The 25,957-nt window shown below is 72.5% G+C and carries 25 protein-coding genes; 13 read left to right on the top strand and 12 right to left on the bottom strand.

What is annotated here, in order from left to right:
• Positions 1–46: 46 nt before the first annotated feature.
• The 3 genes from K7G59_RS21525 (at position 47) to K7G59_RS21515 (ending at position 2,292) form a co-directional block, all read left to right on the top strand.
• Entirely contained in the window at positions 47–193 is a 147-nt protein-coding gene (locus K7G59_RS21525; protein WP_225836640.1) for an SCO1431 family membrane protein, read from the top strand.
• Between the two features lie 76 nt (positions 194–269).
• Positions 270–941 (top strand): TetR/AcrR family transcriptional regulator, encoded by a 672-nt coding sequence (locus tag K7G59_RS21520; protein ID WP_225836638.1) that lies wholly within the window; start codon positions 270–272, stop codon positions 939–941.
• Positions 942–1,119: 178 nt separating this feature from the next.
• Positions 1,120–2,292: an acyl-CoA dehydrogenase family protein gene (locus tag K7G59_RS21515; RefSeq protein ID WP_225836635.1), complete on the top strand. Its 1,173-nt coding sequence runs from the start codon at positions 1,120–1,122 to the stop codon at positions 2,290–2,292.
• A gap of 960 nt (positions 2,293–3,252) precedes the next feature.
• Here the strand turns inward: K7G59_RS21515 and K7G59_RS21510 are convergent.
• Positions 3,253–3,690 carry a hypothetical protein gene (locus K7G59_RS21510; protein ID WP_225836633.1) on the bottom strand — a complete coding sequence of 146 codons (438 nt, stop codon included), beginning with the start codon at positions 3,688–3,690 and terminating at the stop codon, positions 3,253–3,255.
• Between the two features lie 246 nt (positions 3,691–3,936).
• Here K7G59_RS21510 and K7G59_RS21505 point away from each other — a divergent pair, with 246 nt between their 5' ends.
• From K7G59_RS21505 to fxsA, 4 genes are all read left to right on the top strand, one after another.
• Positions 3,937–4,377 (top strand): Lrp/AsnC family transcriptional regulator, encoded by a 441-nt coding sequence (locus K7G59_RS21505; RefSeq protein ID WP_043498889.1) that lies wholly within the window; start codon positions 3,937–3,939, stop codon positions 4,375–4,377.
• A gap of 69 nt (positions 4,378–4,446) precedes the next feature.
• Positions 4,447–6,051: an amidohydrolase gene (locus tag K7G59_RS21500; RefSeq protein WP_225836630.1), complete on the top strand. Its 1,605-nt coding sequence runs from the start codon at positions 4,447–4,449 to the stop codon at positions 6,049–6,051.
• A gap of 562 nt (positions 6,052–6,613) precedes the next feature.
• Positions 6,614–7,408 carry a polyprenol monophosphomannose synthase gene (locus K7G59_RS21495; RefSeq protein WP_225836628.1) on the top strand — a complete coding sequence of 265 codons (795 nt, stop codon included), beginning with the start codon at positions 6,614–6,616 and terminating at the stop codon, positions 7,406–7,408.
• A gap of 84 nt (positions 7,409–7,492) precedes the next feature.
• Entirely contained in the window at positions 7,493–8,044 is a 552-nt protein-coding gene (fxsA, locus tag K7G59_RS21490; protein ID WP_225836627.1) for an FxsA family membrane protein, read from the top strand.
• A gap of 96 nt (positions 8,045–8,140) precedes the next feature.
• Here fxsA and K7G59_RS21485 read toward each other — a convergent pair whose 3' ends face one another.
• The 4 genes from K7G59_RS21485 to K7G59_RS21470 form a co-directional block, all read right to left on the bottom strand.
• On the bottom strand, positions 8,141–8,515 hold the full coding sequence (locus K7G59_RS21485) for an RNA polymerase-binding protein RbpA (RefSeq protein WP_003977404.1): 375 nt from the start codon (positions 8,513–8,515) through the stop codon (positions 8,141–8,143).
• Positions 8,516–8,793: 278 nt separating this feature from the next.
• Positions 8,794–10,140: an MFS transporter gene (locus tag K7G59_RS21480; RefSeq protein WP_225836625.1), complete on the bottom strand. Its 1,347-nt coding sequence runs from the start codon at positions 10,138–10,140 to the stop codon at positions 8,794–8,796.
• 60 nt (positions 10,141–10,200) lie between these two features.
• Positions 10,201–10,974, bottom strand: a complete 774-nt coding sequence (locus K7G59_RS21475; protein ID WP_225836623.1) for a glycerophosphodiester phosphodiesterase — start codon at positions 10,972–10,974, stop codon at positions 10,201–10,203.
• Positions 10,971–11,660, bottom strand: coding sequence for a YitT family protein (locus K7G59_RS21470; protein ID WP_225836621.1), 690 nt, complete (start codon positions 11,658–11,660; stop codon positions 10,971–10,973). The genes K7G59_RS21475 and K7G59_RS21470 overlap by 4 nt, the downstream gene beginning before the upstream one ends.
• A gap of 64 nt (positions 11,661–11,724) precedes the next feature.
• On the opposite strand from K7G59_RS21470, the gene K7G59_RS21465 reads away from it, so the two are divergent.
• A complete protein-coding gene (locus tag K7G59_RS21465) occupies positions 11,725–13,233 on the top strand; it encodes a PLP-dependent aminotransferase family protein (RefSeq protein ID WP_225836619.1) in 1,509 nt (502 codons plus the stop codon).
• A gap of 20 nt (positions 13,234–13,253) precedes the next feature.
• On the opposite strand, the gene K7G59_RS21460 is transcribed toward K7G59_RS21465, so the two are convergent.
• A complete protein-coding gene (locus tag K7G59_RS21460) occupies positions 13,254–14,933 on the bottom strand; it encodes a type IV secretory system conjugative DNA transfer family protein (protein WP_225836617.1) in 1,680 nt (559 codons plus the stop codon).
• A gap of 40 nt (positions 14,934–14,973) precedes the next feature.
• Positions 14,974–15,168, bottom strand: coding sequence for a hypothetical protein (locus K7G59_RS21455; protein WP_039656925.1), 195 nt, complete (start codon positions 15,166–15,168; stop codon positions 14,974–14,976).
• A 332-nt stretch (positions 15,169–15,500) separates the two neighbouring features.
• On the opposite strand from K7G59_RS21455, the gene K7G59_RS21450 reads away from it, so the two are divergent.
• On the top strand, positions 15,501–15,893 hold the full coding sequence (locus tag K7G59_RS21450) for an ankyrin repeat domain-containing protein (protein WP_225836615.1): 393 nt from the start codon (positions 15,501–15,503) through the stop codon (positions 15,891–15,893).
• A 311-nt stretch (positions 15,894–16,204) separates the two neighbouring features.
• Positions 16,205–17,620, top strand: a complete 1,416-nt coding sequence (locus tag K7G59_RS21445; protein ID WP_225836613.1) for a HEAT repeat domain-containing protein — start codon at positions 16,205–16,207, stop codon at positions 17,618–17,620.
• 247 nt (positions 17,621–17,867) lie between these two features.
• Here the strand turns inward: K7G59_RS21445 and K7G59_RS21440 are convergent, their stop codons facing one another.
• The 5 genes from K7G59_RS21440 to K7G59_RS21420 are packed head-to-tail and all read right to left on the bottom strand — an operon-like array spanning position 17,868 to position 22,301.
• The gene (locus tag K7G59_RS21440) at positions 17,868–18,737 is read right to left on the bottom strand and encodes a biotin-dependent carboxyltransferase family protein (RefSeq protein ID WP_225836611.1); all 870 of its coding nucleotides are present in this window, start codon (positions 18,735–18,737) and stop codon (positions 17,868–17,870) included.
• A 22-nt stretch (positions 18,738–18,759) separates the two neighbouring features.
• Positions 18,760–19,377: an allophanate hydrolase subunit 1 gene (locus K7G59_RS21435; RefSeq protein ID WP_225836609.1), complete on the bottom strand. Its 618-nt coding sequence runs from the start codon at positions 19,375–19,377 to the stop codon at positions 18,760–18,762.
• Positions 19,374–20,132 carry a LamB/YcsF family protein gene (locus K7G59_RS21430; RefSeq protein ID WP_225836607.1) on the bottom strand — a complete coding sequence of 253 codons (759 nt, stop codon included), beginning with the start codon at positions 20,130–20,132 and terminating at the stop codon, positions 19,374–19,376. Before K7G59_RS21430 ends, K7G59_RS21435 begins: the two co-directional genes overlap by 4 nt.
• Positions 20,133–20,154: 22 nt before the next feature.
• Entirely contained in the window at positions 20,155–20,982 is an 828-nt protein-coding gene (locus K7G59_RS21425; protein ID WP_225836605.1) for a putative hydro-lyase, read from the bottom strand.
• A complete protein-coding gene (locus K7G59_RS21420; protein ID WP_225836603.1) occupies positions 20,982–22,301 on the bottom strand; it encodes an MFS transporter in 1,320 nt (439 codons plus the stop codon). The genes K7G59_RS21425 and K7G59_RS21420 overlap by 1 nt, the downstream gene beginning before the upstream one ends.
• Positions 22,302–22,442: 141 nt before the next feature.
• On the opposite strand from K7G59_RS21420, the gene K7G59_RS21415 reads away from it, so the two are divergent.
• From K7G59_RS21415 to K7G59_RS21405, 3 genes are all read left to right on the top strand, one after another.
• Complete coding sequence (locus K7G59_RS21415) at positions 22,443–23,150, top strand: GntR family transcriptional regulator (RefSeq protein WP_225836601.1); 708 nt, start codon at positions 22,443–22,445, stop codon at positions 23,148–23,150.
• 300 nt (positions 23,151–23,450) lie between these two features.
• Positions 23,451–24,980 (top strand): hypothetical protein, encoded by a 1,530-nt coding sequence (locus K7G59_RS21410; RefSeq protein ID WP_225836599.1) that lies wholly within the window; start codon positions 23,451–23,453, stop codon positions 24,978–24,980.
• 31 nt (positions 24,981–25,011) lie between these two features.
• Positions 25,012–25,890, top strand: coding sequence for a hypothetical protein (locus K7G59_RS21405; RefSeq protein WP_225836597.1), 879 nt, complete (start codon positions 25,012–25,014; stop codon positions 25,888–25,890).
• Positions 25,891–25,957: the final 67 nt, after the last annotated feature.

Raw genomic sequence — 25,957 nt, 5'->3', positions numbered from 1 at the left:
GATGGCGGGGGGTTTCATCCTGTACGTCCGACCTCTGTGAGAAACCATGACCGCACACGTGGCCACCACCACCCGCGCCCGCGCCCGCACGGGCGGCCCTCAGGAAGACGGGCCGAAGATCCTCGAGCACCTCATGGGCTGGGTCCTGGTCGCGGTGACCGCGATGCTGGTGACCCAGCTCGGACTGCTCTGATCGTCAACCGCGCGACCCTTGTTCTGACATACTTCGGATATCCCGCCGACCGACTGAACCAGGGTCGAATGTGAATATGCGTCACCAGCGTGCCGCCGTCCCTCCCGGGGCGCGCGGCACCGAGCGTTCACAGGCGCGGCGCGCCGAACTGATCGCCATCGGGCGGAAGTTGTTCGCCGACACGTCCTACGACGCGCTGTCCATGGACGACATAGCCCGCCATGCGTGTGTCGCCAAGGGGCTGATCTACTACTACTTCGAGTCCAAGCGCGGCTACTATCTGGCCATTGTCCAGGACTCCGTCGCCGACCTGGTCAGCTTCGCCGCGAGCGGGCTGGAACTGCCTGCCGTGGACCGCGTCCACCGCACCGTCGACCGCTACCTCCGCTATGCCGAGCACCACCAGGCCGCATACCGCACGATCGTCAGCGGCGGGGTCGGTTTCGACGCGGAGGTGCACGCCATCCGGGACGGTGTGCGTGAGGCGATCATCGCCACCATCGCCGAAGGCGCCTACGGCCGCCGCGCCATCTCCCCGCTGGCCCGCACCGGCCTGCTCTCCTGGGTGTGCGGCGTCGAGGGCGCCGTGCTGGACTGGATCGACCGGCCCGGCCTGTCCCGCGACGCGCTGCGTGATCTGCTGGTGAAGACCCTCGGCGGTGCCCTGCGGGCCATCGAAGAGCTGGACCCGTCCTGTCCGGCCCCGCCACCGGCTCGCCGTGACGACGCTGGCGGATTCTCGAAGTAAGCGGTCGTTAACTGGTGACGCGCACTCGTCGATCGGGCATACTCACAGCGCAGCCGCTGGTCAGCGGCCTCTGAGACCCGGAGGCCGGTGCCTTCGGCAGAACCGGAACGATCAGGCGGAGCCGCCCCCACCCAGCGGGTCAGACCGCCGGTGCCCGAACAGGGAGGAGACCGACGCCATGTCCGACCGCGACCCGCAGCCGGTGGAGCGTCAGCTGCCAACGGAGGAAGCGCGAGACCTGATCTCGCTCGTCCGTGAGATTGCACAGCGCGAGATCGCACCGAAGGCCGCCGAGGAGGAGGACGCCGGGCGCTTCCCGCGCGAGGTCTTCACCTTGTTGTCGGAATCCGGCCTGCTCGGTCTGCCGTACGACTCCGAGTACGGCGGCGGCGACCAGCCGTACGAGGTCTATCTGCAGGTCCTGGAGGAGCTGGCCGCGGCCCGCCTCACCGTCGCCCTCGGCGTCAGCGTGCACAGCCTCGCCTCCTACGCGCTCGCCACCTACGGCACCAAGGAGCAGCAGGCTGAGCACCTGCCGGCCATGCTCGGCGGCGGCCTGCTCGGCGCCTACTGCCTCTCCGAGCCGTCCTCCGGCTCGGACGCGGCCTCGCTGCGCACCAAGGCCGTCCGCGACGGCGACCAGTGGGTGATCAACGGCACCAAGGCCTGGATCACGCACGGCGGCATCGCCGACTTCTATACCGTCATGGCCCGCACCGGCGCCGAGGGCCCCCGTGGAATCACAGCCTTCCTCGTGCCCGGTGACGCCGAGGGCCTGAGCGCTGCGGCCCCCGAGAAGAAGATGGGCATGAAGGGCTCGCCCACCGCCCAGATCCACTTCGACGGCGTCCGGGTCGGCGACGACCGCCGCGTCGGCGAGGAAGGGCAGGGCTTCGGCATCGCCCTCTCCGCCCTCGACTCCGGGCGGCTCGGCATCGCCGCCTGCGCGATAGGCGTCGCCCAGGCGGCGCTGGACGAGGCGGTCGCCTACGCCACCGGGCGCCGGCAGTTCGGGCGTGCCATATCCGACTTCCAGGGCCTGCGCTTCATGCTCGCCGACATGGCCACCCAGATCGAGGCCGGCCGGGCGCTGTACCTCGCGGCGGCCCGGCTGCGTGACGCGGGCAAGCCCTTCTCCAAGCAGGCCGCCATGGCCAAGCTGCACTGCACCGACACGGCCATGAAGGTCACCACGGACGCCGTCCAGATCCTCGGCGGCTACGGCTACACCGCCGACTTCCCGGCCGAGCGCTACATGCGCGAGGCCAAGGTGCTGCAGATCGTCGAGGGCACCAACCAGATCCAGCGCCTGGTCATAGCCCGTCACGTGGCGGGACCCGAGGGTCGCTGAACTGCCCCCTGGTGACCGTCGGGGCCGCCAGCCTGACCCACTCCGGGTCGTGGCGGCCCGGCAGGGTGCGGCCCCGGTCGGCCCAGGTGCGCAGCAGATCACGGTAGATCGGCGGGTCCGGCTGCGCCGGTGGAGGCGGAACCGATTCTCCGGGGCGGGGGACGAAGATTCGGCGCTGACGCCCGGTTGCCGGGTACATGGGGGTCATGCCTGGGCAACGCGGCAGCGGCCGGGCAGGTCACCGCTCGACGCATTCGAGCGTGAGTTCACCGCCGTCCGACCCCTGCTCCGGCCTCCTCCGGGAACCCGCCCCGCCGCAGCGAGCACTCCGCCCAGGGCCGGGTACGGCATCATCGAGCACAGCTCGTCCGGCCGCCGTGATCCACCGGTTCACCGGCTCCCACCCCCTCGCCCGGCTGCATGACCAGGGCCCGGGACGGAGGCCGGCCTCCTCACCCTGCCCGTGCGGGAACCGTCCTGCGCGGCATCCGGGGCGATGTGCCGGAAACGTCGTCCACGACGGCTTCGGACCCGCGGCCGTCCCCGACCGGGAGACGACGGCGCTTGCCCCGTGGGAATCGCCGACCGGCGGGGGCGGGCCTGTTTCGGGGAGGTCGCCGTACCGGCGGCCGGACACACTGATCCTGCACCATGACGGCCTGCGAGCCATGGTGCAGGGCAGTTACTGGGGCGGGTGAGGCGACTCAGGCGGCCTGGCGGCGCATCACCGGTACGCGCATCGGGCGAGAGCCCGGGCCGCCGGCGTGCGAGAAGGGCTGCGTACGCCACGCGACCGTCCCCGACCGGGAGACGACGGCGCTTGCCCCGTGGGAATCGCCGACCGGCGGGGGCGGGCCTGTTTCGGGGAGGTCGCCGTACCGGCGGCCGGACACACTGATCCTGCACCATGACGGCCTGCGAGCCATGGTGCAGGGCAGTTACTGGGGCGGGTGAGGCGACTCAGGCGGCCTGGCGGCGCATCACCGGTACGCGCATCGGGCGAGAGCCCGGGCCGCCGGCGTGCGAGAAGGGCTGCGTACGCCAGTTCAGGCCCTGGGGGAGCGTGAGCAGCAGGGCGGTGTCCTGCTCCTGCGGGGCGAAGGACTCGTCCGCTGGGCGGGCGTCGGCCGCCGGACGGCCCGTGCCCGCACACACCGTGAGCCCGAACGGGTTCCACGGCGAGGCGCACAGCGCGTGCTCCGGCAGAACCTCCTCGTCCGCGAGCAGGGCGATCGGCTGCGCGCAGTCCGGGCAGGTGACCCGGTACATCTCGAAGGTGTCGTAGGTGTCCAGGTCCTCGAGCTCGAAGAGGTCGGGTTCGACGCCCTCCGGATCGGGGTCGACGACCTGAGACTGCCGCTTGTTCGCGGAACGACCGGCGCGATTGACACTCTGCATGGGATTCTCCCCCTGAAGGCTGGGCCGAAAAGGCACTGAGGCCTCGACCACAGCAAGCATTTCCCGTCCGGTCTCGGCGGTAATCACGGGAACATCACGGAGCGCGCCCAGTGGCATGTGGCGTTCGTCACATGCCACGGAAGTGTGCCCGGTGTGGGGTATTTGTCCGAGGCGCATCACGAACCGGGTGTGACCTGCGGTGCAGATGTATCCGAGGAGATCAGAGGCACTGTAGGTTTTTGCGCCATGGAGGAGCTGGACCGTCAAATCGTGCAGCTGCTCGTCAAGGACGGGCGGATGAGTTACACCGATCTGGGCAAGGCCACGGGCCTGTCCACGTCGGCCGTGCACCAGCGGGTGCGACGGCTCGAACAGCGTGGCGTCATCCGCGGCTATGCGGCGGTGGTCGACCCGGAGGCCGTCGGGCTGCCGCTCACCGCCTTCATCTCGGTGAAGCCGTTCGACCCCAGCGCCCCTGACGACATCGCGGACCGCCTGGCAGGCGTCCCCGAGATCGAGGCCTGCCACAGCGTCGCCGGCGACGAGAACTACATCCTCAAGGTGCGCGTGGCCACCCCCCATGAACTCGAAGAGCTGTTGGCGAGGCTGCGCGGCCTGGCCGGGGTGTCGACGCGCACCACGGTGGTCCTGTCGACGCCGTACGAGGCCCGCCCGCCGCGGATCTGACCGCGGCCCGCCGGGCCGGGCACGGCCCCAGGTGCAACCGCCCCCGGCAGGCGAGAGAAACTGTCCGCTATGAGTGAGCGCACCGCCGAGCCCCCCAAGACCGTCCTCCTGCGCCGCGGCGAGGTGCACAGCCCCGCGGACCCCTTCGCCACAGCGATGGTCGTCGAGGCCGGACAAGTCGCCTGGGTCGGCTCCGAGGGCGCCGCGGACGCCTTCGCCGACGGCGTGGACGAGGTGCTCGACCTCGACGGCGCCCTGGTCACCCCGGCCTTCACCGACGCCCATGTCCACACCACCTCCACCGGCCTCGCGATGACCGGCCTCGACCTGTCCGACGCGCCCTCCCTGGAGGCGGCCCTCGCCCGGGTCCGCGACTTCGCCGCCGCCCGCCCGGACGACCGCGTCCTGCTCGGCCACGGCTGGGACGCCGCCCGCTGGCCCGGAGGCCGACCGCCGACCCGCGCGGAACTCGACACGGCCACCGGCGGACGCCCGCTCTACCTCTCCCGCATCGACGTCCACTCCGCGGTCGTGACCTCCGCGCTGATCGACCTCGTGCCGGGCCTCGGCCCCGTCGACGGCCCGCTGACCGCCGACGCCCACCACGCCGTGCGCCGCGCCGCGTTCGCCGCCGTCACCCCCGCCCAGCGGGCCGAGGCCCAGCGCGCCGCCCTCGCCCACGCCGCCTCCCTCGGCATCGGAACCGTGCACGAGTGCGGTGGACCGGAGATCTCCTCCGAGGACGACTTCACGGACCTGCTGAGGCTCGCCGCCACGGTGCCGGGGCCGCGCGTGGTCGGCTACTGGGCCGAGCAGAACGTCGACAAGGCCCGCGAACTGGGCGCGCTCGGCGCCGCCGGTGACCTCTTCGTGGACGGCGCCCTCGGCTCGCACACCGCCTGCCTGCACCAGCCGTACGCCGACGCCGACCACACCGGCACCGCCTACCTGGACGCCGACGCCGTCGCCGCCCACGTCGTCGCCTGCACCGAGGCCGGCCTCCAGGCGGGCTTCCACGCCATCGGCGACGCCGCCGTGACCGCCGTCGTGGAGGGCGTGCGCGCCGCCGCCGAGAAGGTCGGCCTGGCCCGTGTCCGCGCCGCCCGGCACCGCGTCGAGCACGCCGAGATGCTCACCCCGCAGACCGTCGCCGCTTTCGCCGAGCTGGGCCTGATCGCCTCGGTCCAGCCCGCCTTCGACGCGCTGTGGGGCGGCGAGGACGGCATGTACGCCGACCGGCTGGGAGCCGAGCGGGCCCGCACCCTCAATCCCTACGCGGCCCTGCTGCGCGCGGGCGTCCCGCTCGCCTTCGGTTCCGACAGCCCCGTCACCCCGCTCGACCCCTGGGGCACGGTCCGCGCCGCCGCCTTCCACCGCACGCCCGAGCACCGGGTCTCCGTGCGCGCCGCGTTCACCGCGCACACGCGCGGCGGCTGGCGGGCCATCGGGCGCGACGACGCGGGCGTCCTGGTGCCCGGGGCACCCGCCGACTACGCCGTGTGGCACACCGGCGAACTGGTCGTCCAGGCCCCCGACGACCGCGTGGCCCGCTGGTCGACCGACCCGCGCTCCGGCACGCCCGGCCTGCCCGACCTGACCCCGGGCCGCGACCTGCCGGTCTGCCTGCGGACCGTGGTCGGCGGGCGGACGGTGTTCGTACGGCCGGGCGAGTGATCTGCGGGGCCGGTACGGCGGCGACCGCCCGTCGCCGTCCGTCGCCCGACCTGCGCCTCCTCCGCGCTCCGCGTGAACCGTAGATTGTTTGCGCAGGCCAAACCCTTGTTGACAGTCGGCGGCCGTCGGCCGGTAGGTTCGTCCGAGTCCACCACCGGACGCCCGACCTGGGAGCGTTCGCACTCGTCGAAGCGCCGCTGGGTCAGGGACGGTGTGCCGTACCGGGGCACCGTCGCTGGGAGCCAGGCTCAGTGCCCGCGCCGACGAGGGAATGTTCCGGGGTGGGAGTCCCCCTGCTCGAGCGAAGTCGAGAGCTCGGGGGAGGTGTGACCCGGGTGGGGCCCGGGCGCTCAGTAGACAACGGCTTTCGGTCGACCCGCAGCCAGCGGGTCCCAGGTCGGCCCGAAGGGCGCCGGGCCCCCATCCGCCGCGGACGCGCAGGCCGAAAAGGGTCTTCTTACCCCACTCTTGAGGAATCGACACCCCCATACACACGTGCCGGAACGTCAGTGCAGGCCGTGGCCACTATGGTGGTGCCTGCGTACGACCAGAAGGGGCAGCAGTGAACGACGGCGACGGGACCCTCGCGGGCAAGGCCCAGGGGAAGAAGTACGGCCCGCTCGGCACGGCCTTGGTGATCATTCCGACCTACAACGAGGCGGAGAACATCAAGACCATCGTGGACCGGGTACGCAAGGCCGTCCCCGAGGCCCACGTACTGGTGGCGGACGACAACAGCCCCGACGGCACCGGCAAGCTCGCGGACGAGCTGGCCGCCGCGGACGACCACGTCCAGGTGCTGCACCGCAAGGGCAAGGAGGGCCTCGGCGCCGCCTACCTCGCGGGCTTCCGCTGGGGCATGGAGCGCGGCTACGGCGTGCTGATCGAGATGGACGCCGACGGCTCCCACCAGCCCGAGGAACTGCCCCGCCTGCTCACCGCCCTCAAGAACGCCGACCTGGTGCTCGGCTCCCGCTGGGTGCCCGGCGGGAGGGTGGTCAACTGGCCCAAGTCCCGCGAGTTCATCTCCCGCGGCGGCAGCCTGTACTCCCGCCTCGCGCTCGACCTGCCGCTGCGGGACATCACCGGCGGCTACCGCGCCTTCCGCCGCGAGACCCTGGAAGGGCTCGGCCTGGACGAGGTCGCCTCGCAGGGCTACTGCTTCCAGGTCGACCTGGCCCGCCGTGCCGTCAAGGCCGGCTACCACGTGGTCGAGGTCCCCATCACGTTCGTGGAGCGCGAACTCGGCGACTCCAAGATGAGCCGCGACATCCTCGTCGAGGCCCTGTGGCGGGTGACCGCCTGGGGTGTCGGGGACCGCGTGGGCAGGATCACCGGCAAGGGCAAGCAGCCGTAACACCGGCGCCCGCTCCGGCCGGCCGTCCATCAGGCCGTCCATCCCCTTATCCCGCGCTGAGCCGCGCCCAGGCACACTGGGACCATGACGACTGGCGCCCCGACCTCCCCGACCACCGCCCGGCCCCGGCGCTCCCCGCTGCGCAGATACCTGCCGCTGGGTGCCGCCGCCTGGCTGGTACTGGAGATCTGGCTGCTGACCGTGGTCGCGGGCGCGGCCGGCGGTCCGACCGTGTTCCTGCTGCTGGTGGCGGGCGTCGTGGCCGGCTCCGTGGTCATCAAGCGGGCGGGCCGCCGCGCCTTCCAGAACCTCAACGAGGCCGTGCAGCAAGGCGGTTCGCCAAGAGGCGGGGGCGGCAACGGGCTGATGATGCTCGGCGGTCTGCTGCTGCTCGTCCCTGGCCTGGTCTCGGACGCGGCGGGCCTGCTCCTGCTGGTCCCGCCGGTCCAGAAGGCCGTGAGCCGCTACGCGGAGGGCGCTCTGGACAGGAGGCTGCGCCGGTCCGCGCCGGGCAGCCTGGGTGATGCCTTCCAGCAGGTACGCATGCACCGGCCGGACGGGAAGGTGGTACCGGGTGAGGTCATCAGGGAGGACCGCCCCGAGCCGGGGGAGCAGTGGCCGCCGTTGACCCGGTGAGCGAGAAGGCGGTATGCCAAACCGCGGGCGCCGTACGTTGACTCACGTACGGCGCCCGCGGTTGTTTCGTGCGTTCTCCGGCGGTCCGGTAGGGGACTACGCCGACTTGCGGCTGTCCCTGGGGTGAACCGCGATGTTCATCGCCCCGGAGCGAAGGACCGCCAGACGCTCCTCGAGGACCTCTTCGAGTTCCTCACGCGTGCGGCGCTCCATCAGCATGTCCCAATGGGTACGCGCAGGCTTTGCCTTCTTCTCCTCGGGACCGTCGCCGTCCACCAGGAGTGCCTGGGCCCCGCAGACCTTGCACTCCCACTCCGGCGGGATCTCCGCCTCGACCGAGAAGGGCATCTCGAAACGGTGCCCCTTCTCACATGCGTACTCCACGGCCTGGCGCGGGGCCAGGTCGATGCCGCGGTCCGTCTCGTAGCTGGTCACCACGAGGCGCGTACCGCGAAGAGCTCGCTCACTCATGAATCGTGCCTCCCGGGCTTGTCGCCCACAGGACAGGTGTCGCTGTCGTCGTCATCCGGTCAACGTCCGGTCGGCGGTAAAGATTCCCGTTCCGGGTCCCGTTCCGGGTCATGCGTCGCCGTCGTAGCCGCCCCTTGTTCTACCCACAGGCGCCCGGTTTGTCACATCTGCTAGCAGATGTCACCCAACGTTTCGGCGTCTTTGACGCGCAGTAACGGTACGCCTGGCAGGCCAAAGGCGTATACTACAGCGCTTTCGCCCCGAGCGCTAAATTCTGGCTAGATCTTCTCCGGAACGGGGTTGCCCGCCGCGCGGACCGCCTGCCGCACCGGAACCCGTGCGAGCAGGGCGAATCCGATGACGAAGAAGGCCACCAGCGAGATGATCGCGGAGCGGTAGCTTCCGGTCAGCTGGTAGGTGACGCCGAACAGCAGCGGCCCGAGCCAGCTCATGCCGCGGTCGCTCACCTCGTACGCGGAGAAGTACTCGGCCTCCTTGCCGGGCGGCACCAGATGCGAGAAGAGCGACCGCGACAGCGCCTGGCTGCCGCCGAGCACCAGCCCGATCCCGGAGGCCAGCACGAAGAACCACACCGGCGCCCCGGCGGGCAGGAAGTAGCCGGCCGCCAGCGTGAGCGTCCAGGCAACCAGTGAGCCGAGGATCGTCCGCTGCGCGCCGTAGGTCCGGGCCAGCCGTCCCATCGCCAGCGCGCCCGCCACGGCCAGCACCTGCACCAGCAGCACGGCCTCGATCAGCGTCGACTGCCCGAGCCCCAGTTCCTGGGAGCCGTAGACCGAGGCCTGGGAGATCACCGTCTGGATGCCGTCGTTGTAGACGAGGTAGGCCAGCAGGAACGCCAGCGTCAGCGGATGCCGGCGCATGTCCCGGACGGTGGCCGCGAGCTGCCGCAGGCCGGGTGCGCCGGTGTGCTCCACGCGCGCGTGCCGGTCGCGCAGACGGCGCAGCGGTACGAGGGTGAAGGTGCCCCACCACAGACCGGCCGAGGCCAGGCAGACGCGGACCGCCGCCGTCTCGGACAGGCCGAAGGAGTCGTGTGCGGAGTACAGGACGAGATTCGCGACGAGCACCAGGGAGCCCGCCGCGTAGCCGGTGGCCCAGCCCCGCGAGGAGACCGCGTCCCGCTCCTCGGGCGGGGCGATCTGCGGCAGATAGGAGTTGTAGACCATCGCCGCAACCGACTGCGCCGCGTTGGCGACGACGAGCAGCGCCCCGCCGAGCAGATAGCGGTGGCCGTCCAGGAAGAACATGCCCGTGGTCGCCGCGGCCCCCGTGTACGCCGCCGCGCCGAGCAGCGGTTTCTTACGGCCCGTGCGGTCGGCCGCGGCGCCCGCCAGCGGCATCAGCACGACTGCCACGATCACCGACAGGGACACCGAGTAGGCGAAGAAGGAGCCCGCCCGGACCGGGACGCCCAGCGGGTGCACATAGCCGTCGGCGTCCGCCGCCGACTCGGCGACCGAGGTGAGGTACGGGCCGAGGAACACGGTGAGCACGCTCGTCGAATACACCGAGCACGCCCAGTCGTAGACGTACCAGCCGCGCTGCTCACGCTGCCGTTCGGCCCTGTCGTCGGGCGTTTCCGCCCGCACGGTGCCGATGCTCATACGCACCCTCGCTTCTCCGCTGTCGTGCCGTGCGAAGGTGCGGTTCCGGCGCCCGGGCGGTCAGACCCAGACGCCGCGGTCCTCCATGACCTTGCGCAACGTGTCGATGTGATCGGTCATGATGCCATCGACTCCGAGATCCAGGAGCCGGTGCATCCGCTCCGGTTCGTTGATCGTCCACACGTGCACCTGCAGCCCGAGCGCATGGGCGGTGCGCACGAAGCGGTGGTCGACCACCGGAACGCCCGACTGCGCCTGCGGCACCTGGGCGGCGACCGCGGACCGGCGTACCGCGACCGGCAGCCCCAGGGAGCGCAGCCGCAGGCTGAGCACCCCGCGCGTGCCGAACGAGGTGGCCAGCCGCGGCCCGGCCAGCCGCTGTGCGCGCACCACCCGCGCCTCGGAGAAGGAGCCCACGCACACCCGGTCCCAGGCCTGCGTGCGCTCGATCAGTTCGAGCAGCGGTCGCAGGGCGGACTCGGCCTTCATGTCGACGTTCCAGCGGACGTCGGGGAAGGTCTCCAGCAGTTCCTCGAAGAGCGGCACGGGTTCGCGGCCGCCCACGCGCGCGTGCCGCACCTCCTCCCAGGGCAGGTCGCCGATGCGGCCCATGCCGTCGGTGACCCGGTCCAGGGTCGCGTCGTGGAAGGCGACGAGCCTGCCGTCCGCCGTGGCGTGCACGTCGGTCTCCATGTACCGGTAGCCCAGCTCGACCGCCCTGCGGAACTGCGCCGCGGTGTTCTCCAGCCCGTCGGCGGCCCCGCCGCGATGGGCGAAGGGGATGGGGCCGGGGTGGTCCAGGTACGGGTGGCGGGTGCGTATCGGCGTGCTCACCGACGCAGTATCGCTCGTCCGGGTGTCTGCCTGGCAACGACCGTGCTGCCGCCCGACGCCGCGGGGACGGCGAACGTCCGCAGGAACAGCTGGGCCAGCGGTCCGATGGACACCGCGTACAGCAGGGTGCCGACGCCGATGGTGCCGCCCAGGGCGAACCCGGTGGCCACCACCGTCACCTCGATCCCCGTCCGCATCAGCCGCACCGAGCGGCCGGTGCGCCGGTGCAGGCCCGTCATCAGCCCGTCACGCGGCCCCGGCCCGAAGCTCGCCGTGATGTACAGGCCGGTCGCCACGCCGTTCAGCACGATCCCGGCCAGCAGCAGCGGGACCCGTACGAGGAGCGCGTGCGTCTCCGGGAGGAGGGCGAGGGTGCCGTCCAGGGCGAGCCCGATGACGAAGACGTTGGAGACCGTGCCGAGCCCGGGGCGCTGCCGCAGCGGTATCCACAGGAGCAGCACCGCCGCCCCCACGATGATCGACACCACCCCGATGCTCAGCCCGGTGAGTTCCGCGATCCCCTGGTGCAGCACGTTCCAGGGTTCGAGACCCAGGTCCGCCTGGACGAGGAGCGCCGAACTCGCTCCGTAGAGCGCGAGTCCGGCGTACAGCTGGATCAACCGTCGTCCGAGACGGCCGGGAATGGACACGAATACCCCCTGGGTGGTGGCGGTGGCCTGATGCATGACACTCTGTGGCTTGGGATGGAACACCATCCATGGCCAATTCGGGGAAGGTGGACTGATCGTCATGACGCACTGGACTTCGGCTGTGGGTGCCACGCAGCTTGCTCGGCTGCTCCACTCCCAGCAGGACCGGCCGGCCGGTCCCGGCACGCGCCGCCCGCCCGCCTACCGTTCCCTCGCCGACGGCATCCGGCTGCTGGTGCTCGAAGGACGCGTCCCGGTGGCCGCCAGGCTCCCCGCCGAACGCGAGCTGGCCCTCGCCCTGTCCGTCAGCCGCACCACCGTCGCCGCCGCCTACGAGGCCCTGCGCACCGAGGGCTTCCTGGAATCCCGGCGCGGCGCCGGCAGCTGGACCGCCGTACCCGCCGGCAACCCGCTGCCGGCGCGTGGCCTGGAACCGCTGCCCCCCGAGGCCCTCGGCTCGATGATCGACCTGGGCTGTGCGGCCCTTCCGGCACCCGAACCGTGGCTCACCCGCGCGGTGCAGGGCGCTTTGGAGGAACTGCCGCCCTACGCCCACACGCACGGTGACTACCCGGCCGGGCTGCCCGCCCTGCGCGCGATGATCGCCGAGCGCTACACCGCGCGGGGCATCGCGACCATGCCCGAGCAGATCATGGTGACGACCGGTGCGATGGGCGCCATAGACGCCATCTGCCACCTCTTCGCCGGCCGCGGTGAACGGGTCGCCGTGGAGTCCCCGTCCTACGCCAACATCCTTCAGCTCATGCGTGAGGCGGGCGCCCGGCTCGTCCCCGTCGCCATGGCCGAGGGGCTGGCCGGCTGGGACATGGACCGCTGGCGCCAGGTCCTGCGCGAGGCCGCGCCCCGCATCGCCTACGTGGTGGCCGACTTCCACAACCCCACCGGCGCGCTCGCCGACGAGGACCAGCGGCGCCGGCTGGTGGACGCAGCTCGCGCGGCGGGCACCGTCCTCGTCGCGGACGAGACGATGAGCGAACTGTGGCTCGACGAGGACTTCGGCGACGGGCGGATGCCTCGCCCCGTCTGCGGCTTCGACCCGGCCGGCTCGACCGTGATCACCGTGGGCTCGGCCAGCAAGGCCTTCTGGGCGGGCATGCGCATCGGCTGGGTGCGGGCGGCCCCGGACGTGATCCGCAGCCTGGTCGCCGCCCGCGCGTACGCCGACCTGGGCACGCCCGTCCTCGAACAGCTCGCCGTGAACTGGCTGTTCAGCACCGGTGGCTGGGAGCAGGCGGTCGAGCTGCGCCGCGTCCAGGCCCGCGAGAACCGGGACGCCCTGGTGGCCGCGGTGCGCCGGGAACTGCCCACCTGGGAGTTCGAGGTCCCCGAGGGCGGCCTGACCCTGTGGGTCCGCGCGGGCGGCCTGTCCGGGTCCCGTCTCGCGGAGGCGGGCGAACGTGTGGGCGTCCGCGTCCCGTCAGGACCCCGGTTCGGCGTCGACGGCGCCTTCGAGGGCTACGTACGCCTTCCCTTCACCGTCGGGGGAGCGCTGGCGGAGGAGGCGGCGACGCGCCTGGCGGCGGCGGCGAGGCTGGTGGAGACCGGCATGACCGGTGCAACGGAGGCGCCCCGCACGTTCGTGGCGTGACCGCCAGCCGCTGCCTTCGTTCACGAACTCTCGGCGGCCACGGCCTTCACCGTCTCCGCGGTCTTCACCCGTACGGCGTCGACGGCCTCCAGGGGTACGGCCTCCACCGGCAGGGGCTCGACGGCCTCCACCGTCTGTACGGTCTCCATCGTCTCGGTGGGTGCCGCGTCGGCGGGACACGTCCGCGCCGGCAGCAGCGCCAGTACCGCCTGGCGGTCCGTCTCGCTCGTGGCGTCGTCGTACGGGTCGGGGGTCGACGGCACCTGCAGGCGGTGCACCGGGCCGGACCCCAGGCGGGCGTATCCGCGCCCCGGCGGCACCTCGGCCGGCGGCGTGGTGTGCGGCGGTGCTCCCAGTACCGCCTCCACCAGCTGCGGTGCGACGGGTCCGAGGACGACACGCGCGCGCGTGTGCTGCCGTACCGCCTCGCTGAGCAGCTCGGCGCTGTCGAACTGTTCGGCCACCACCACCGTCACGTTCGCCGCCCGGCCGTGCCGCAGGGGCACCTGGAGCAGCGACTGCGGGTCCTTGCGGCCGTCCGCCGCCGCGACGGGGTCGAAGACGGTGGGGCGGTCCAGGAAGATCCACAACGGTCGCCTGGTGTCCTCGGGCGGCGGGTCGCCCGCCTGCCGGGCCCGGTTGACCGCGATGAGCCGCCGCTCGGTCTCGCTCGCGGCCCATTCCAGGCTGGCCAGTGCGCCCGTGAGGGCGCACTCCACGGCGAGGACGCCGTCCCTGCCGGTCAGGCACGCGTACTCGCCGGTGCCGCCGCCGTCGACGATCAGGACGTCGCCGTACCGGAGCGCCTGCAGGGCGATCGAGCGCAGCAGGGTCGAGGTGCCGCTGCCGGGGTGGCCCAGGGCCAGCAGGTGCGGCTCGGTGGAGCGCAGACCGGTGCGCCAGACGACCGGCGGGACGTCTCGCTGTTCCGCCCCGTAGGAGAGGGGGAGCGTGCGCTGGACCTCGGTCGGGTCGGTGAGGCCGAGGACCGTCTCACCGGGCGCGGTCACGAAATGCTGGGCGGCGAAGTCGGTTGGCAGCGGCGCGAGGACGGTGACGTCGAGCCGGTTGCCCTCCTCGTCCCATGCGAAGCGGTACTCGCGGCCCCGCCCGGCCTTGGCGGTGAGCAACTGCTCGACCCGCGCGCGGGCCTCGGGCTCACCGTCCGGGAAGTACGCCGGATAGCGGATCGCGAGGTGGGCGACGCGGCCGGCGTCGTCGAACTCGTGCGCGGTGAAGACCTTGTCCCACTTCCCGCCGTGCGCGTACAGCGGTGCCGGGTCCTCGGGGGCGGAGAAGTACGGCACCAGGGCCTCGTACAGGGACTGGAGCCGCTCGATCTGCGACTCGTCGGGCCCTTCGGGTGCCGACGGGGTGCGGTCGCGGCCCTGCCAGGCCGCCGCCGCCATCAGGGTGATGGCGGCGAGCAACAGGCCGTACGGCACCAGCGCCACGACCAGGATCACAGAGGCCACGAGGAAGAGCAGTGGTCCCCGTTTGTCCTTGGGCGTGTCCGCCCACTTGCGCCGTCCGGCCGCGGCCAGCCGGCACAGCCCCCGCGAGACGGTGATCAGCGGATGGAGGACGTCGGTGGCGCTGTCGGCCGCCGTCCGGGCCAGCTCCCGGCTCCGGGCGATCTGCGTGCGGGCGTAGTCCGCGCTGCCGTTGCTCAGAATGTGGGGGAGAGGGCGCCGGGCCACTGCTGTCTCCTGATGGTGCGTGCGGTGGGGACGGGGCGGATCAGAACTTGATGCCGCCCAGGAGGCTCGCCAGGCTCTCGCCGCCGGCCTTGATGCTCGGGGCGATGGCCGTGCTCGCGAGGTAGAAGCCGAACAGGGCCGAGACCGCGGCGTGCGAGCCCTTCAGCCCGTCCTTGCGGAAGAAGAGGAAGACGATGATGCCGAGCAGGACGACGCCGGACATGGAGAGGATCATTTGAGGCCTCCTGGTGTCGAAGGGGGACAGTCACCATGAGTACTTCCAGGATCACAGGATGTATCCATACGATAAAAGGTGCAACTGGGTGAAATTCGGCTGATTTCCCTCATTTGGTGGAGTGGTCCTGATGTGCGCTCCTGTCCTGGTTGGGCGGTTCTGTCGCCTTGGCGGGGGTATGTTGCTGATCTTTACCTAGGGCAGATCGGGTCATGTGCCTTGCGAGCCAGTACGCTGGCGATTCACCCGTACGGCCGTGCCCCACTCGCTGCCGTACGCTCCCTCAGTCCCCGAAGTGACTCAGCAGTTCGCAAGGAGAGGCGGTCCGCCCGATGAGTGAAGCCCCCGACCCCGAGGTGGTGGAGCTGGCGACCAAGATCTTCGATCTGGCCCGCCAGGGGCAGACCGAAGCCCTCGTGGCGTACGTCGACGCGGGCGTGCCGGCCGACCTCACGAACGACCGCGGCGACTGCCTGGTGATGCTCGCCGCCTATCACGGACACGCCGACGCGGTGCGCGCACTGCTCTCCCGGGGCGCGTCCGCGGACCGGGTCAACGACCGGGGTCAGACCCCGCTCGCGGGGGCCGTCTTCAAGGGTGAGACGGAAGTGATCAAGGCTCTCCTGGAGAGCGGCGCCGACCCGGCCGCGGGCACTCCCTCGGCCGTCGACACGGCGCGGATGTTCGGCAGGACGGAATTGCTGGAATTGTTCGGCGCACAGTGATCCGAACGTCCTGACCAGGTACTGACCGGGCACGACACACATAACGGGGGAGGCGGTAAAAGGCCGCCGGAAATACGGTCGCGGCAGCACAGACCGCGGGTCATCATGACGACGTGGTTCACGGACGCGATGGCTGGGCAGGTGTTGCCGCACCGCGCGGGCCGTGATGCGGTCCGCTTGGGCCACCGACGAGAGGCAGAGAGAAATGGTCTACAGCAAGCAAGAGACGGCGGACGCTCCGACGTTGTGTCCCGCGGCCAGGTAGTGCGTGTTCCCCGGTTGCGTCGACGCTTGATGTGAGGCTGTTTCCCATGTTCGATCCGGTCATAGCGCCCAGCGGCACACTGCTCGGCCTGCTCCAGCGGGGCCGCGGCGACGGCACACTGCACGCGCTCACCGCCCCGCGCGCGGAAGCGCTCGCGGCCCTGGACCACTGTGTGCTGCGCGACCCCCGCCACGACTGGCAGGTGGAGAACCGCTCCCTCTACTACGCCCGCCTCTACCTGGACCTGAACGGCGAGCTGGACACCATCGAGGCGCACCTGTTCGACCCCGAAGACGTCCTCGACACCTGCGAGTCCCGCACCGGCCTCGCGCTGGCAGTCCTCGGACACCTCGCCTCCTACGGCAGGCGGGACGCGCTGGAGCTGCTGCGCCGGTACGCCACCAACGGCTCCAACTGGGCCTGGGCCCTGGACGAGCTGGCCCTCCGGGACGACGACGCCGGCCTGCGCGCCTTGGCCGCGCCCGTCCTCGCCCGCTTCTCCACCGATCCCGAGGGCGAGGCCGAGCTGGCCGCCGCCGTCCGCGACGCCTTCGAACCGAGGCCCTGGCGGCTGTGGGCCGACGATCCCCGCGAATGGATCGCCACGCGCGTGCGTGCCGCACACGAGACCGGCTGTTTCGACCGCTGGCAGCGCCAGCTGCGGCCCACCGGACCCCGCCCCGGCTGGAGCGTGCGCGCCGTCCTGGAATGGGCCCAGCAGGGCGTGGAGCGCGGTGCGGCCCTCCATGTGCCCGCCGCCCGCTGCCTGAGTGCCGTGGCCGGACCGGAGGACCGCCCCGAGATCCTCCAGGCCGCCCGGAGCGGCACCGAGGGAGCCCGCTGCACCGCACTGCGCTACCTCGCCGACAGCAACGATCCCGACGCCCTCGACCTGATCGAGGCCGCCGTGACCGACGCGACGAGCGGCGTCACGGAGGCCGCCGTCGACGCCTTCGAGCGGATGCGCAGCATCGCCGCCGTCGACCGCGCGCGCGGCTGGGCCCAGCGCCCCGACGCCCTCGGCGCCGCCGCCGGACGCATGCTCGCCTGCCGGGGCGGAGCCCAGGACAAGGACCTCGTCCTCGGCGCCCTGCGTGAGGCGGTACGCGGTCAGGGCCCCGACGCCCCGACCCTGTGGACCCTCGTCGACGGCACCGGGCGCCTCGGCATCGCCTGCGCCGCCCCCGTGCTGCGCCACATCTACCGTGAGACGGCCTCCTCGCACCTGCGCGGCCGTGCCGCCCGCGCGCTGGCCGCCACCGACCCCTCCTTCGCCACCGGTTTCGCCGTCGAATGCCTGTGGGACTGCGAGGAGACCACCCGCGAACTCGCCGCCCGGCACGCCGAGACCGGTGACACCCGCGTCGTCGAACGACTCCGCCGCCTCGCCGCCGACCCGGCGGAGGAGGCCGAGGTACAGACCGCGGTGCGCAGCCGCTTCGGACCGGACACCACCGGCTGACCAGCCGGCAGGCCGGACGCACGCACATGGGCAGGGGCGGATTTCCGCCCGTCGTGTGAACGTGCGGTGACCCCCGGGTCAGGCGGGCATGGACACCGCCTGACCTGCACGGGTGCGCGGCAACGCTCATGGGGCGTTCCTCGGCCGGCGGTGTACGGGCACGAACCGGACCGGGGTGATGTCCGGGGCTGCCCGGGCCGCTGTCGGAAGGCCGGTGCGGGTGACCTGGCTGGCCGTCCGCGGCGGGTCAGCGACGGTGCACGGGCACGAATCGGACCGGTGTGCCCGGCACCGCCTGGGCCGCCGCCGGGAGGTCGGCGGCACGGACCACCGCGATCACCGGGTAGCCCCCGGTGGTCGGATGATCGGCCAGGAAGACCACCGGGCGGCCGTCCGGCGGCACCTGGACCGCCCCGCGCACCATCCCCTCACTGGGCAGCTCACCGGACCGGGCCCGCTCCAGGGCGGGGCCCTCGGTGCGCAGGCCGATGCGGTTGCTCGCCGACGACACCCGGTACCCGCGCGTGCTGAGGTCCCGCACCGCCCGCGTGGTGAACCAGTCGTCCCGCGGGCCCGGCGTCACCCGGAGGACGAGTTCGGCGGGCGGACCCGGCTGCGGCGCGACGTCCACGCGCGCGGGAGGGCCCGACGGGGCGCCGAGCGGCAGCACCGTGCCGTCCGTGAGCGGCGCCGGGCCGAGCCCCGACAGCAGGTCGGTGGCGCGGCTGCCGAGGACCGGCTCCACGGCGATGCCGCCCGCGACGGCCAGGTAGCTGCGCACCCCGGCCACGGCGGCGCCCACCTCCAGCAGTTCACCGGCGGGGACGACGACCGGGGCGCCCCAGCCCACCGGGCGCCCGCCCACGGTGACCGGGCAGGGCGCACCGCCGACCGCCACCGTCAGCGTGGAACGCGGGCGCACCGCACAGCCGTTCAGGGTTGTCTCCAGGACGGCCGAGTCCGGGGGATTGCCCACGAGCCGGTTGACGAGCGCCGCCGCGGGCGGGTCGAGCACGCCCGAGCGCGGCACGCCCAGGTGCGCGTACCCGGGCCGCCCACGGTCCTGCACGGTGGTCAGCGCCCCGCAGCGCACGACGACGAGCGCACGGTCGGTCATGTCCCCTCCACCGGTACGGCGGTCATGAGTTCTCCACGGGTACGAAGCGCACGCGCGTGCCCGGGGAGAGCAGCGCGGCCGGTACGCGCGCGTGGTCCCACAGCACGGCGTCCGTCGTGCCGATCAGCTGCCAGCCGCCCGGCGAGGAGCGCGGGTACACGCCCGTGTACGGGCCGGCCAGCGCCACCGCGCCGGCGGGGACGGCCGTGCGCGGAGTGGACCGGCGCGGCACGTGGCAGCGGGCGGGAAGGCCGGTGAGGTAGCCGAAGCCGGGCGCGAACCCGCAGAAGGCCACCGTGAACTCGGTGCCCGCGTGGATGCGGGCCACCTCGTCCTCGGGTACCTGCCAGCGCGCGGCGACCTCCGCGAGGTCGGGGCCGTCGTAACGCACGGGCAGCTCGACCAGCTCACGCGCGCACGGCGGTACCGGCGGCACGTCGAAGGATGCCAGCTCGGCCGCCCAGCGGGCGGGGTCGTCCAGGCCGTCGAGCAGGACCGTACGGGCGGCCGGGACGATCTCGCGGACGGTCAGCGAGCCCTCCGCGCGGCGCCGCAGCAGCTCCGCGTGCAGGGCGCGCGCCTCCTCGCCGGACGTTCCTTCCAGGAGCAGTGCGTGCTCGCCGACAGGCAGTGCTCTCACGCGAAGGCCTCCACTGTCACACCGGCCGCCGCCAGCTTCTCGCGCACCCGGCGGGCCAGTTCCACCGCGCCGGGCGTGTCGCCGTGCAGGCACAGCGAGCGGGCGCGCACCTGGACCCGCGCGCCGGAGTGCGTGGTCACCTCGCCGTGGCGTGCGAGGCTCACCGAGCGCTCCACGACCGCGTCGGGGTCGGTCACCACGGCGCCCTCCCGGCCGCGTGGCACCAGGGTGCCCTCGTCGGTGTACGCGCGGTCCGCGAACGCCTCCGTGACGGCTGACAGGCCCGCCTTCGCGGCCAGCTCCAGCAGCTGCGACCCGGGCAGCCCCAGCACCGGCAGCGAGGCGTCCGCCAGGAGCACGCCGTCCACGACGGCGGCGGCCTGCTCCCCGTCGTGCACGACCCGGTTGTACAGCGCGCCGTGCGGCTTGACGTACGCCACGCGTGCGCCCGCGGCCCGCGCGAACACCTCCAGTGCGCCGATCTGGTAGGCGACCTCGGCCGTCAGCTCGGCGGGCGGCACATCCATGGCGCGCCGCCCGAATCCTGCCACGTCCCGGTAGGAGACCTGCGCGCCGATCGCCACTCCGCGCGCGGCGGCCAGTTCGCAGACCCGGCGCATGGTGACCGCGTCCCCGGCGTGGAATCCGCAGGCCACGTTGGCGCTGGTGACGACGGACAGCAGCTGTTCGTCGTCGGTCAGCCGCCAGCGGCCGAAACCCTCGCCGAGGTCGGCGTTCAGATCGATCGCGGTCATGATGTCCTTCGTGCTGGTCGGTTCAGGCCACGCGGTACTGCTCGTCACGGGCGTCGGTCAGGAACATCTGGCCCGGTGCGTGGGTGAGGGCGAACGGCGGCCGGGAGGCCATCACCGCCGCCTGCGGGGTCACCCCGCACGCCCAGAACACCGGGATGTCGTCCGGCTCGGCGGCCACCGGGTCGCCGAAGTCGGGGCGGGCGAGGTCGTGGATGCCCAGCCCCGCCGGGTCGCCGCAGTGCACGGGACTGCCGTGCACCGCCGGGAGCAGGCTGCTCTCCCGGATCGCGGCTGCCAGGTGCTCGGGCGGCACCGGGCGCATCGACACCACCATGGGCCCGCGCAGCCGCCCCGCCGGACGGCACTGGCGGCTGGTCGTGTACATCGGCACGTTGCGGCCCTGCTCCACGTGCCGGATCGGCACACCCGCCCCGGCCAGCGCCCACTCGAAGGTGAAGCTGCACCCCAGCAGGAACGACACCAGGTCGTCCCGCCAGTACGCCCGCACGTCCGTGGGCTCGTCGACCAGCTCGCCGTTCTCCCACACCCGGTAGCGCGGCAGGTCGGTGCGCAGATCGGCGCCGTCCGCGAGCACGGTCGCGGGCGACCCCGCGTCCGTGACGTCGAGCACAGGGCAGGGCTTCGGGTTGCGCTGGCAGAACAGCAGCATGTCGTACGCCCAGTCGGCCGGCACCGAGATGAGATTGGCCTGCGTGTGCCCCGCTGCGACGCCGGCCGTGGGGCCCGCGAGGCCCGCCCGGAAGCGCTCCCGCGCGGTTTTCGGGCTCCACGCGCGCGCGTGCGCGTCGACGAGGGTCACCGCCCGGTCCTCGACAGGATCCCGCCGCATCACACCAGCTCCTTCCCGCGCGTCTCCGGCAGCCCGAGGAGCGCCAGCGCGGCGAGGCCGTAGCCGATCGCGCCGAAGACGAGCGCGCCGCCCACGCCCCAGCCGTCCGCCAGGAAGCCCACCAGCGTGGGGAACACCGCGCCGACCGCGCGGCCCGCGTTGTAGGTGAAGCCCTGGCCGGTGCCGCGCACCGCCGTCGGGTACAGCTCGCTGAGGTACGAGCCGAAGCCGCTGAAGATCGCCGACATGCAGAAGCCGAGCGGGAAGCCCAGCACCAGCAGCACGGTGTTCGCGCCGTGCGGGATGTGCGCGTACACCAGCACGCACAGCGCCGACAGCAGCGCGAACAACCAGATGGTGCGGCGCCGGCCGAGCCGGTCGGTGAGGTGTCCGCCGGTGAGATACCCGAGGAAGGCGCCGCAGATCAGGAAGGTCAGGTACCCGCCGGTGCCGACGACCGACAGGCCGCGCTCGGTCTTCAGGTACGTCGGCACCCAGGTCGCCAGCGTGTAGTAGCCGCCCTGCACGCCCGTGGACAGCAGCACCGCGCACAGCGTCGTACGCAGCAGGCCCGGCTCCTCGCCCGAACCCGGCCGGAAGATCGCCGTGAACGAGCCGCGCCGCGGGCTCTGTTCACGGGCCGCCGTGGCCGCGGGGGCGTCGTGCACCCGGCGCCGCAGCCACACCACGAGCAGCGCGGGCAGGGCGCCCGTCCAGAACATCACGCGCCAGGCCCAGTCGTCGCCGACGAGGGAGAAGACCAGCGTGTAGACGACCGCGGCCAGCGCCCAGCCGACCGCCCAGGAACTCTGGACCGCGCCGAGCGTACGGCCCCGGTGCCGCGCGCTCGTGTACTCGGCGACCAGCACCGCGCCGACCGCCCACTCGCCGCCGAAGCCGAGGCCCTGTAGCGCGCGGAAGACCAGCAGGGCCTCGTAGCTGGGCGCGAAGCCGCAGGCCACGGTGAAGACGGCGTAGGTGGTCACCGTGATCATCAGTGCCCGGACGCGGCCCAGCCGGTCCGCCATCACACCCGCCACGGCACCGCCGATCGCGGAGACGACCAGGGTGACGGTCGTGAACAGGCCGGTCTGGCCGCTGTCCAGGCCGAAGTACGCCGCGAGCGTCACCATGCTCAGCGGCAGCGTGAAGTAGTCGTAGGAATCCAGGGCATATCCGCCGAAAGCTCCGGCGAACGCCTGCCGTCCACGCGGACCGAGGGCGCGCAACCAGCCGAACGCGCCGTCATCTGCGGCGTGTTCGGCCTCGCCGGGGAGGGAGCCGGGCGTCAGGAGCCGCGGTGGAGGGGTTGTGCTCATGGGCACCTCGCAGAAAGGGACGGAGGGTGCTGAAAAGAGCCGTTCCGAGAGCCGTTCCGTGCGGAGCACCGTAGAGGATCGTTCAACGATCCTTCAATACTCGCGTTGTTTCGTTCCTGGGTCTGCGATTGAATTCCGGGCATGGCAGAGCAGCTGACGGGACTGGCCGACGACCGCGCGCTCCTGGGGCGCACGAGCACCGCCGAACGGGTCTCCGACATCCTCAGAAGCCGGATCGCCGACGGCTACTTCCCGCCCGGCACACGGCTGTCCGAGGACGCCATCGGCGGCGCCCTCGGGGTCTCCCGCAACACGCTGCGTGAGGCCTTCCGGCTGCTCACCCATGAACGCCTGCTCGTCCACGAACTCAACCGCGGCGTCTTCGTCCGCGTCCTGACCGTGCAGGACGTCGAGGACATCTACCGCACCCGGACCCTCGTCGAGTGCGCCGTCGTACGCGGCCTCGGTGAGCCGCCGTACGCGCTCGACAGGCTCGCCGAGGCCGTCACCGAGGGGCTGCGGGCCGCCCGGGAGAATGACTGGAAAGCGATGGGGACGGCGAACATCCACTTCCACCGCGAACTGGTCTCCCTGGCCGGCAGCGAGCGCACCGACGAGTTGATGCGCAGTGTCTTCGCCGAGCTGCGCCTTGCCTTCCACGTCGTCGACGACCCGCGTCGCCTGCACGAGCCCTACCTCGTCCGCAACCGCGACATCCTGCGGGCCCTCGAGGACGGCGACCGCACGGGGGCGGAGCAGCTGCTGGAGCGGTACCTCGAGGACTCCCTGGACCGGATCGTCGAGGTGTACCGGCGACGGGTCGGTGAGGACGTCCAGGGCGGCCTGTGACGCTGGTGCCGTGGCGGGCCAGGAGAAGGGCTGGGCGCCGCTGCCGACGACCCACGACGGCGTGGCCCCCGCCTGACGCATGCCCCGGCCTGACGTATCCCCCCGGCGGTCCCCCCCGTGACGCCCCCAAGCCGGCCCCAGGCCGGCCCGCGGTCCCCGAGACGGTCCCCGTGACGGCCGCGGGCTGAGCGAGTGACCCCCGCCGGGCACCGCCGGCACGGCTCCGTGTCGTCGTCGTGACGGCCGTCGCTTCTGCGTCCGTTTGGGTCGTTGTCAGACCGAGGACCTAGTCTGTGCACCGTGACTTCGCCTGCACCGACGGACCGTGTTCCGCCCCAGCTCAGCGCGGGGCCGCGCCCCGCCCCGGGGCCGGCCGCCGACGAGGGCCTGGCGCGGCGGCTGCGCGCGCTCGCCTGCACCGCGCCCCTGCACGACCTCGACGCCCGCAAGGCCAACCTGGCCGGCGAGTACTCGGTGTACGGCATGGCCGAGGTCGCCCTGGCCGCCATCGACCTCGTCACCCTGAACATGGACTTCGACACGGGCGCCGACCACGACCAGATCGTGGCCCGGCTCGTCCCGCGGATCTCCGCGCAGGCCCCCCAGCGTCCCGCCGAGGAGCACGAGCGGGTGGCCCGCTGGGTCATGGAGAACCTGATCAACGTCGGCAGCGTGGACCGCGGCTTCCGCGCGGTGTACGGAACCTTCGCCCAGGACGGCAGCTACGTACGCCGTGACTACGACTTCAAGCTGATCGAGGAGGTCCCCGGCCCCGGCGGCACGGTCTACCTCCGCACGACCGACGAAGCCGTCAACGTCCTCGTCGGTGCCCTGGACACCGATGTCACCAGCGCCCAGATCGCCGCCGAGGTCAAGCTGGAGGTGCTGATCAGCCGCGGCCGGCTCGCCGACGCCCAGCTCGCTGCCGAGCAGGCCCGCTACCGCACCGTGCAGTACTCGGAGACCCTGCGCCGCGCCCTGGAGGCCACCCGGCGCAACGTCCGCGCGGTCGACTGGCTGGGCGCCGTACCCGACATGATCGCCGAGGCCCTCGACCACGTGGCCGACCGCTACCGCCACGAGAACGCGATCCTCACCAACATCCGCAGGGCCCGCGACGAGACCGAGGAACCCGAGCACAAGCGCCGCGCCGCCGAACTGGTCGACATCGTCAAGGACTGCATCCGGCGGCACACCCAGCTCCAGTCGCGCCTGCTGGAGGCCGGCCCCCTCTTCCGCGCCGAGCAGGACCGGCAGGCCTTCGCCGCACCGGCCGCGACGTCCGGCACCGACCTGTACGGTCACCTGCTCGCCCCGTTGCTGCCACTGCCGCGTGAACAGGCCATCAGAGTCACGGACGCGTTCTTCGCGCACGGCACCGGACTGCGCACCCCCGTGTCCGTACGCGTCGCGGACCTGGTCGACATCCTGCTGACGCCGCCCGTCGAGCGTGAGCACCTGGGCGCGGAGATGCCCGAGCCCGACCTGATCGCCACCCCGGACGACAGCCGGTTCAGCGACGAACAGCTGGCCACCGCCATGGAACTGCTGGACCTGCCCGCGGACGCCCCCCGCCGACTGTCCGGACTGCTCGCGCAGGCCCGGCGCACCGGCGATCCCGATCTGGCCTACCTGGTCGCCCTGCTGGCGGTCCACGCGGCCAGCCCCGCGGTCGGCACCGCCTACCGGCAGGGCGAGGAGAAGCTGCTGTTCGCCGTGGACGACGGCACCGAGCTGGACGACCCCGAGTTCGGCGGGGCCGACCTGATCGTGGGGACCGCCCTGCTGGACGCGGCGGGCATGGCGGCGGACCGGACGGAAGCAGCATGAGTGAACACCAGCGTGACAAGGAGCCCCGACCGTGACCGAGCACGTCGAATGGAGTGAGACGGAGGCCCCGGCTCCGGCGGCGTCCGCCGCCGTCACCCCCGCCGACGCCGCCGATGCGGCGCGGCTCGTCGCCTTCGGGCTCCAGCCCAAATTGCAGCCCGCCCGGGACCAGGAGTACACGGAGCTGCTGCGCCGCTACCGCGAGGACCCCGCCTTCGCGCGCCTCGCGGATGCCGTCGCCGCCGGCCTCGGCCTCGTCGTGCTGGAAGTGTCCCCGCGCGCCGGGATGGCCGTGACGGCCGCGGAGGACTCGGTGTTCGCCGTGCGCATGGGCGACTACGCGCGCCGCACCGCCGCCGACTCCGGCGACCGCTTCCTGCACGGCCTCGCCCATCTCGCCGTCGCCGCGCTGGCGTTCCCGCGCCCCGAGGACCTGGCCGACGACTCCTACATCGGCCGCGTCACCGTCAACGGGGTCGACGCCTTCGTCCGACAGGCCTGCCGCCGTCTGGAGGAGCGCGCCGAGGAACAGGGCGAGAACACCGACCCGGCCACCGGCGCGCCCGGCCTGGAGGCCGCCTGGCGGATCTGGTCCAGACGCAGCGCCACCGGCGCCACCAAGGACGCACGCCGGCCGGCCGCCTCCACCACGGGCATCGTCGCCAAGGCCACGGCCTTCCTCACCGACTCGGGCTTCCTGCAGCGCACCGGCGACGAGAACGGCGGCACGTACCGCACCACGGCCCGCTACCAGCTCCAGGTCCGCGACATGGCCGGCAGCGCCGCCATGGCCGAACTGCTGGAGCTGGGCATCGTCCCGGTCACCGACGGCACCGCAAGCCTGCTGCCCGCCGAGGACCTCGACGACCTCGACCTGGTGGCCGACGCGGGCCTGCCCTTCCACTCCTGAGCCCGCGGAAGCCGCGGGGCGTCACAAGCCCCCGCACCGCACCACCGCACCTTTTCCAGACTTACGA

This window comes from Streptomyces sp. NK08204 (assembly GCF_020400585.1).
GTDB lineage: Bacteria > Actinomycetota > Actinomycetes > Streptomycetales > Streptomycetaceae > Streptomyces.
The sequence above is the reverse complement of the archived record's forward strand: the minus strand, read 5'-3'. Positions and strand labels throughout refer to the sequence as shown.

What these genes read in the sequence shown, in the direction of transcription:
- K7G59_RS21525 (WP_225836640.1), top strand. Translation starts at nt 47, where the DNA reads ATGACCGCACACGTGGCCACCACCACCCGCGCCCGCGCCCGCACGGGC.
- K7G59_RS21520 (WP_225836638.1), top strand. Translation starts at nt 270, where the DNA reads ATGCGTCACCAGCGTGCCGCCGTCCCTCCCGGGGCGCGCGGCACCGAG.
- K7G59_RS21515 (WP_225836635.1), top strand. Translation starts at nt 1,120, where the DNA reads ATGTCCGACCGCGACCCGCAGCCGGTGGAGCGTCAGCTGCCAACGGAG.
- K7G59_RS21510 (WP_225836633.1), bottom strand. Translation starts at nt 3,690, where the DNA reads ATGCAGAGTGTCAATCGCGCCGGTCGTTCCGCGAACAAGCGGCAGTCT.
- K7G59_RS21505 (WP_043498889.1), top strand. Translation starts at nt 3,937, where the DNA reads ATGGAGGAGCTGGACCGTCAAATCGTGCAGCTGCTCGTCAAGGACGGG.
- K7G59_RS21500 (WP_225836630.1), top strand. Translation starts at nt 4,447, where the DNA reads ATGAGTGAGCGCACCGCCGAGCCCCCCAAGACCGTCCTCCTGCGCCGC.
- fxsA (WP_225836627.1), top strand. Translation starts at nt 7,493, where the DNA reads ATGACGACTGGCGCCCCGACCTCCCCGACCACCGCCCGGCCCCGGCGC.
- K7G59_RS21485 (WP_003977404.1), bottom strand. Translation starts at nt 8,515, where the DNA reads ATGAGTGAGCGAGCTCTTCGCGGTACGCGCCTCGTGGTGACCAGCTAC.
- K7G59_RS21480 (WP_225836625.1), bottom strand. Translation starts at nt 10,140, where the DNA reads ATGAGCATCGGCACCGTGCGGGCGGAAACGCCCGACGACAGGGCCGAA.
- K7G59_RS21470 (WP_225836621.1), bottom strand. Translation starts at nt 11,660, where the DNA reads ATGCATCAGGCCACCGCCACCACCCAGGGGGTATTCGTGTCCATTCCC.
- K7G59_RS21465 (WP_225836619.1), top strand. Translation starts at nt 11,725, where the DNA reads ATGACGCACTGGACTTCGGCTGTGGGTGCCACGCAGCTTGCTCGGCTG.
- K7G59_RS21455 (WP_039656925.1), bottom strand. Translation starts at nt 15,168, where the DNA reads ATGATCCTCTCCATGTCCGGCGTCGTCCTGCTCGGCATCATCGTCTTC.
- K7G59_RS21450 (WP_225836615.1), top strand. Translation starts at nt 15,501, where the DNA reads ATGAGTGAAGCCCCCGACCCCGAGGTGGTGGAGCTGGCGACCAAGATC.
- K7G59_RS21445 (WP_225836613.1), top strand. Translation starts at nt 16,205, where the DNA reads ATGTTCGATCCGGTCATAGCGCCCAGCGGCACACTGCTCGGCCTGCTC.
- K7G59_RS21440 (WP_225836611.1), bottom strand. Translation starts at nt 18,737, where the DNA reads ATGACCGACCGTGCGCTCGTCGTCGTGCGCTGCGGGGCGCTGACCACC.
- K7G59_RS21430 (WP_225836607.1), bottom strand. Translation starts at nt 20,132, where the DNA reads ATGACCGCGATCGATCTGAACGCCGACCTCGGCGAGGGTTTCGGCCGC.
- K7G59_RS21425 (WP_225836605.1), bottom strand. Translation starts at nt 20,982, where the DNA reads ATGCGGCGGGATCCTGTCGAGGACCGGGCGGTGACCCTCGTCGACGCG.
- K7G59_RS21420 (WP_225836603.1), bottom strand. Translation starts at nt 22,301, where the DNA reads ATGAGCACAACCCCTCCACCGCGGCTCCTGACGCCCGGCTCCCTCCCC.
- K7G59_RS21415 (WP_225836601.1), top strand. Translation starts at nt 22,443, where the DNA reads ATGGCAGAGCAGCTGACGGGACTGGCCGACGACCGCGCGCTCCTGGGG.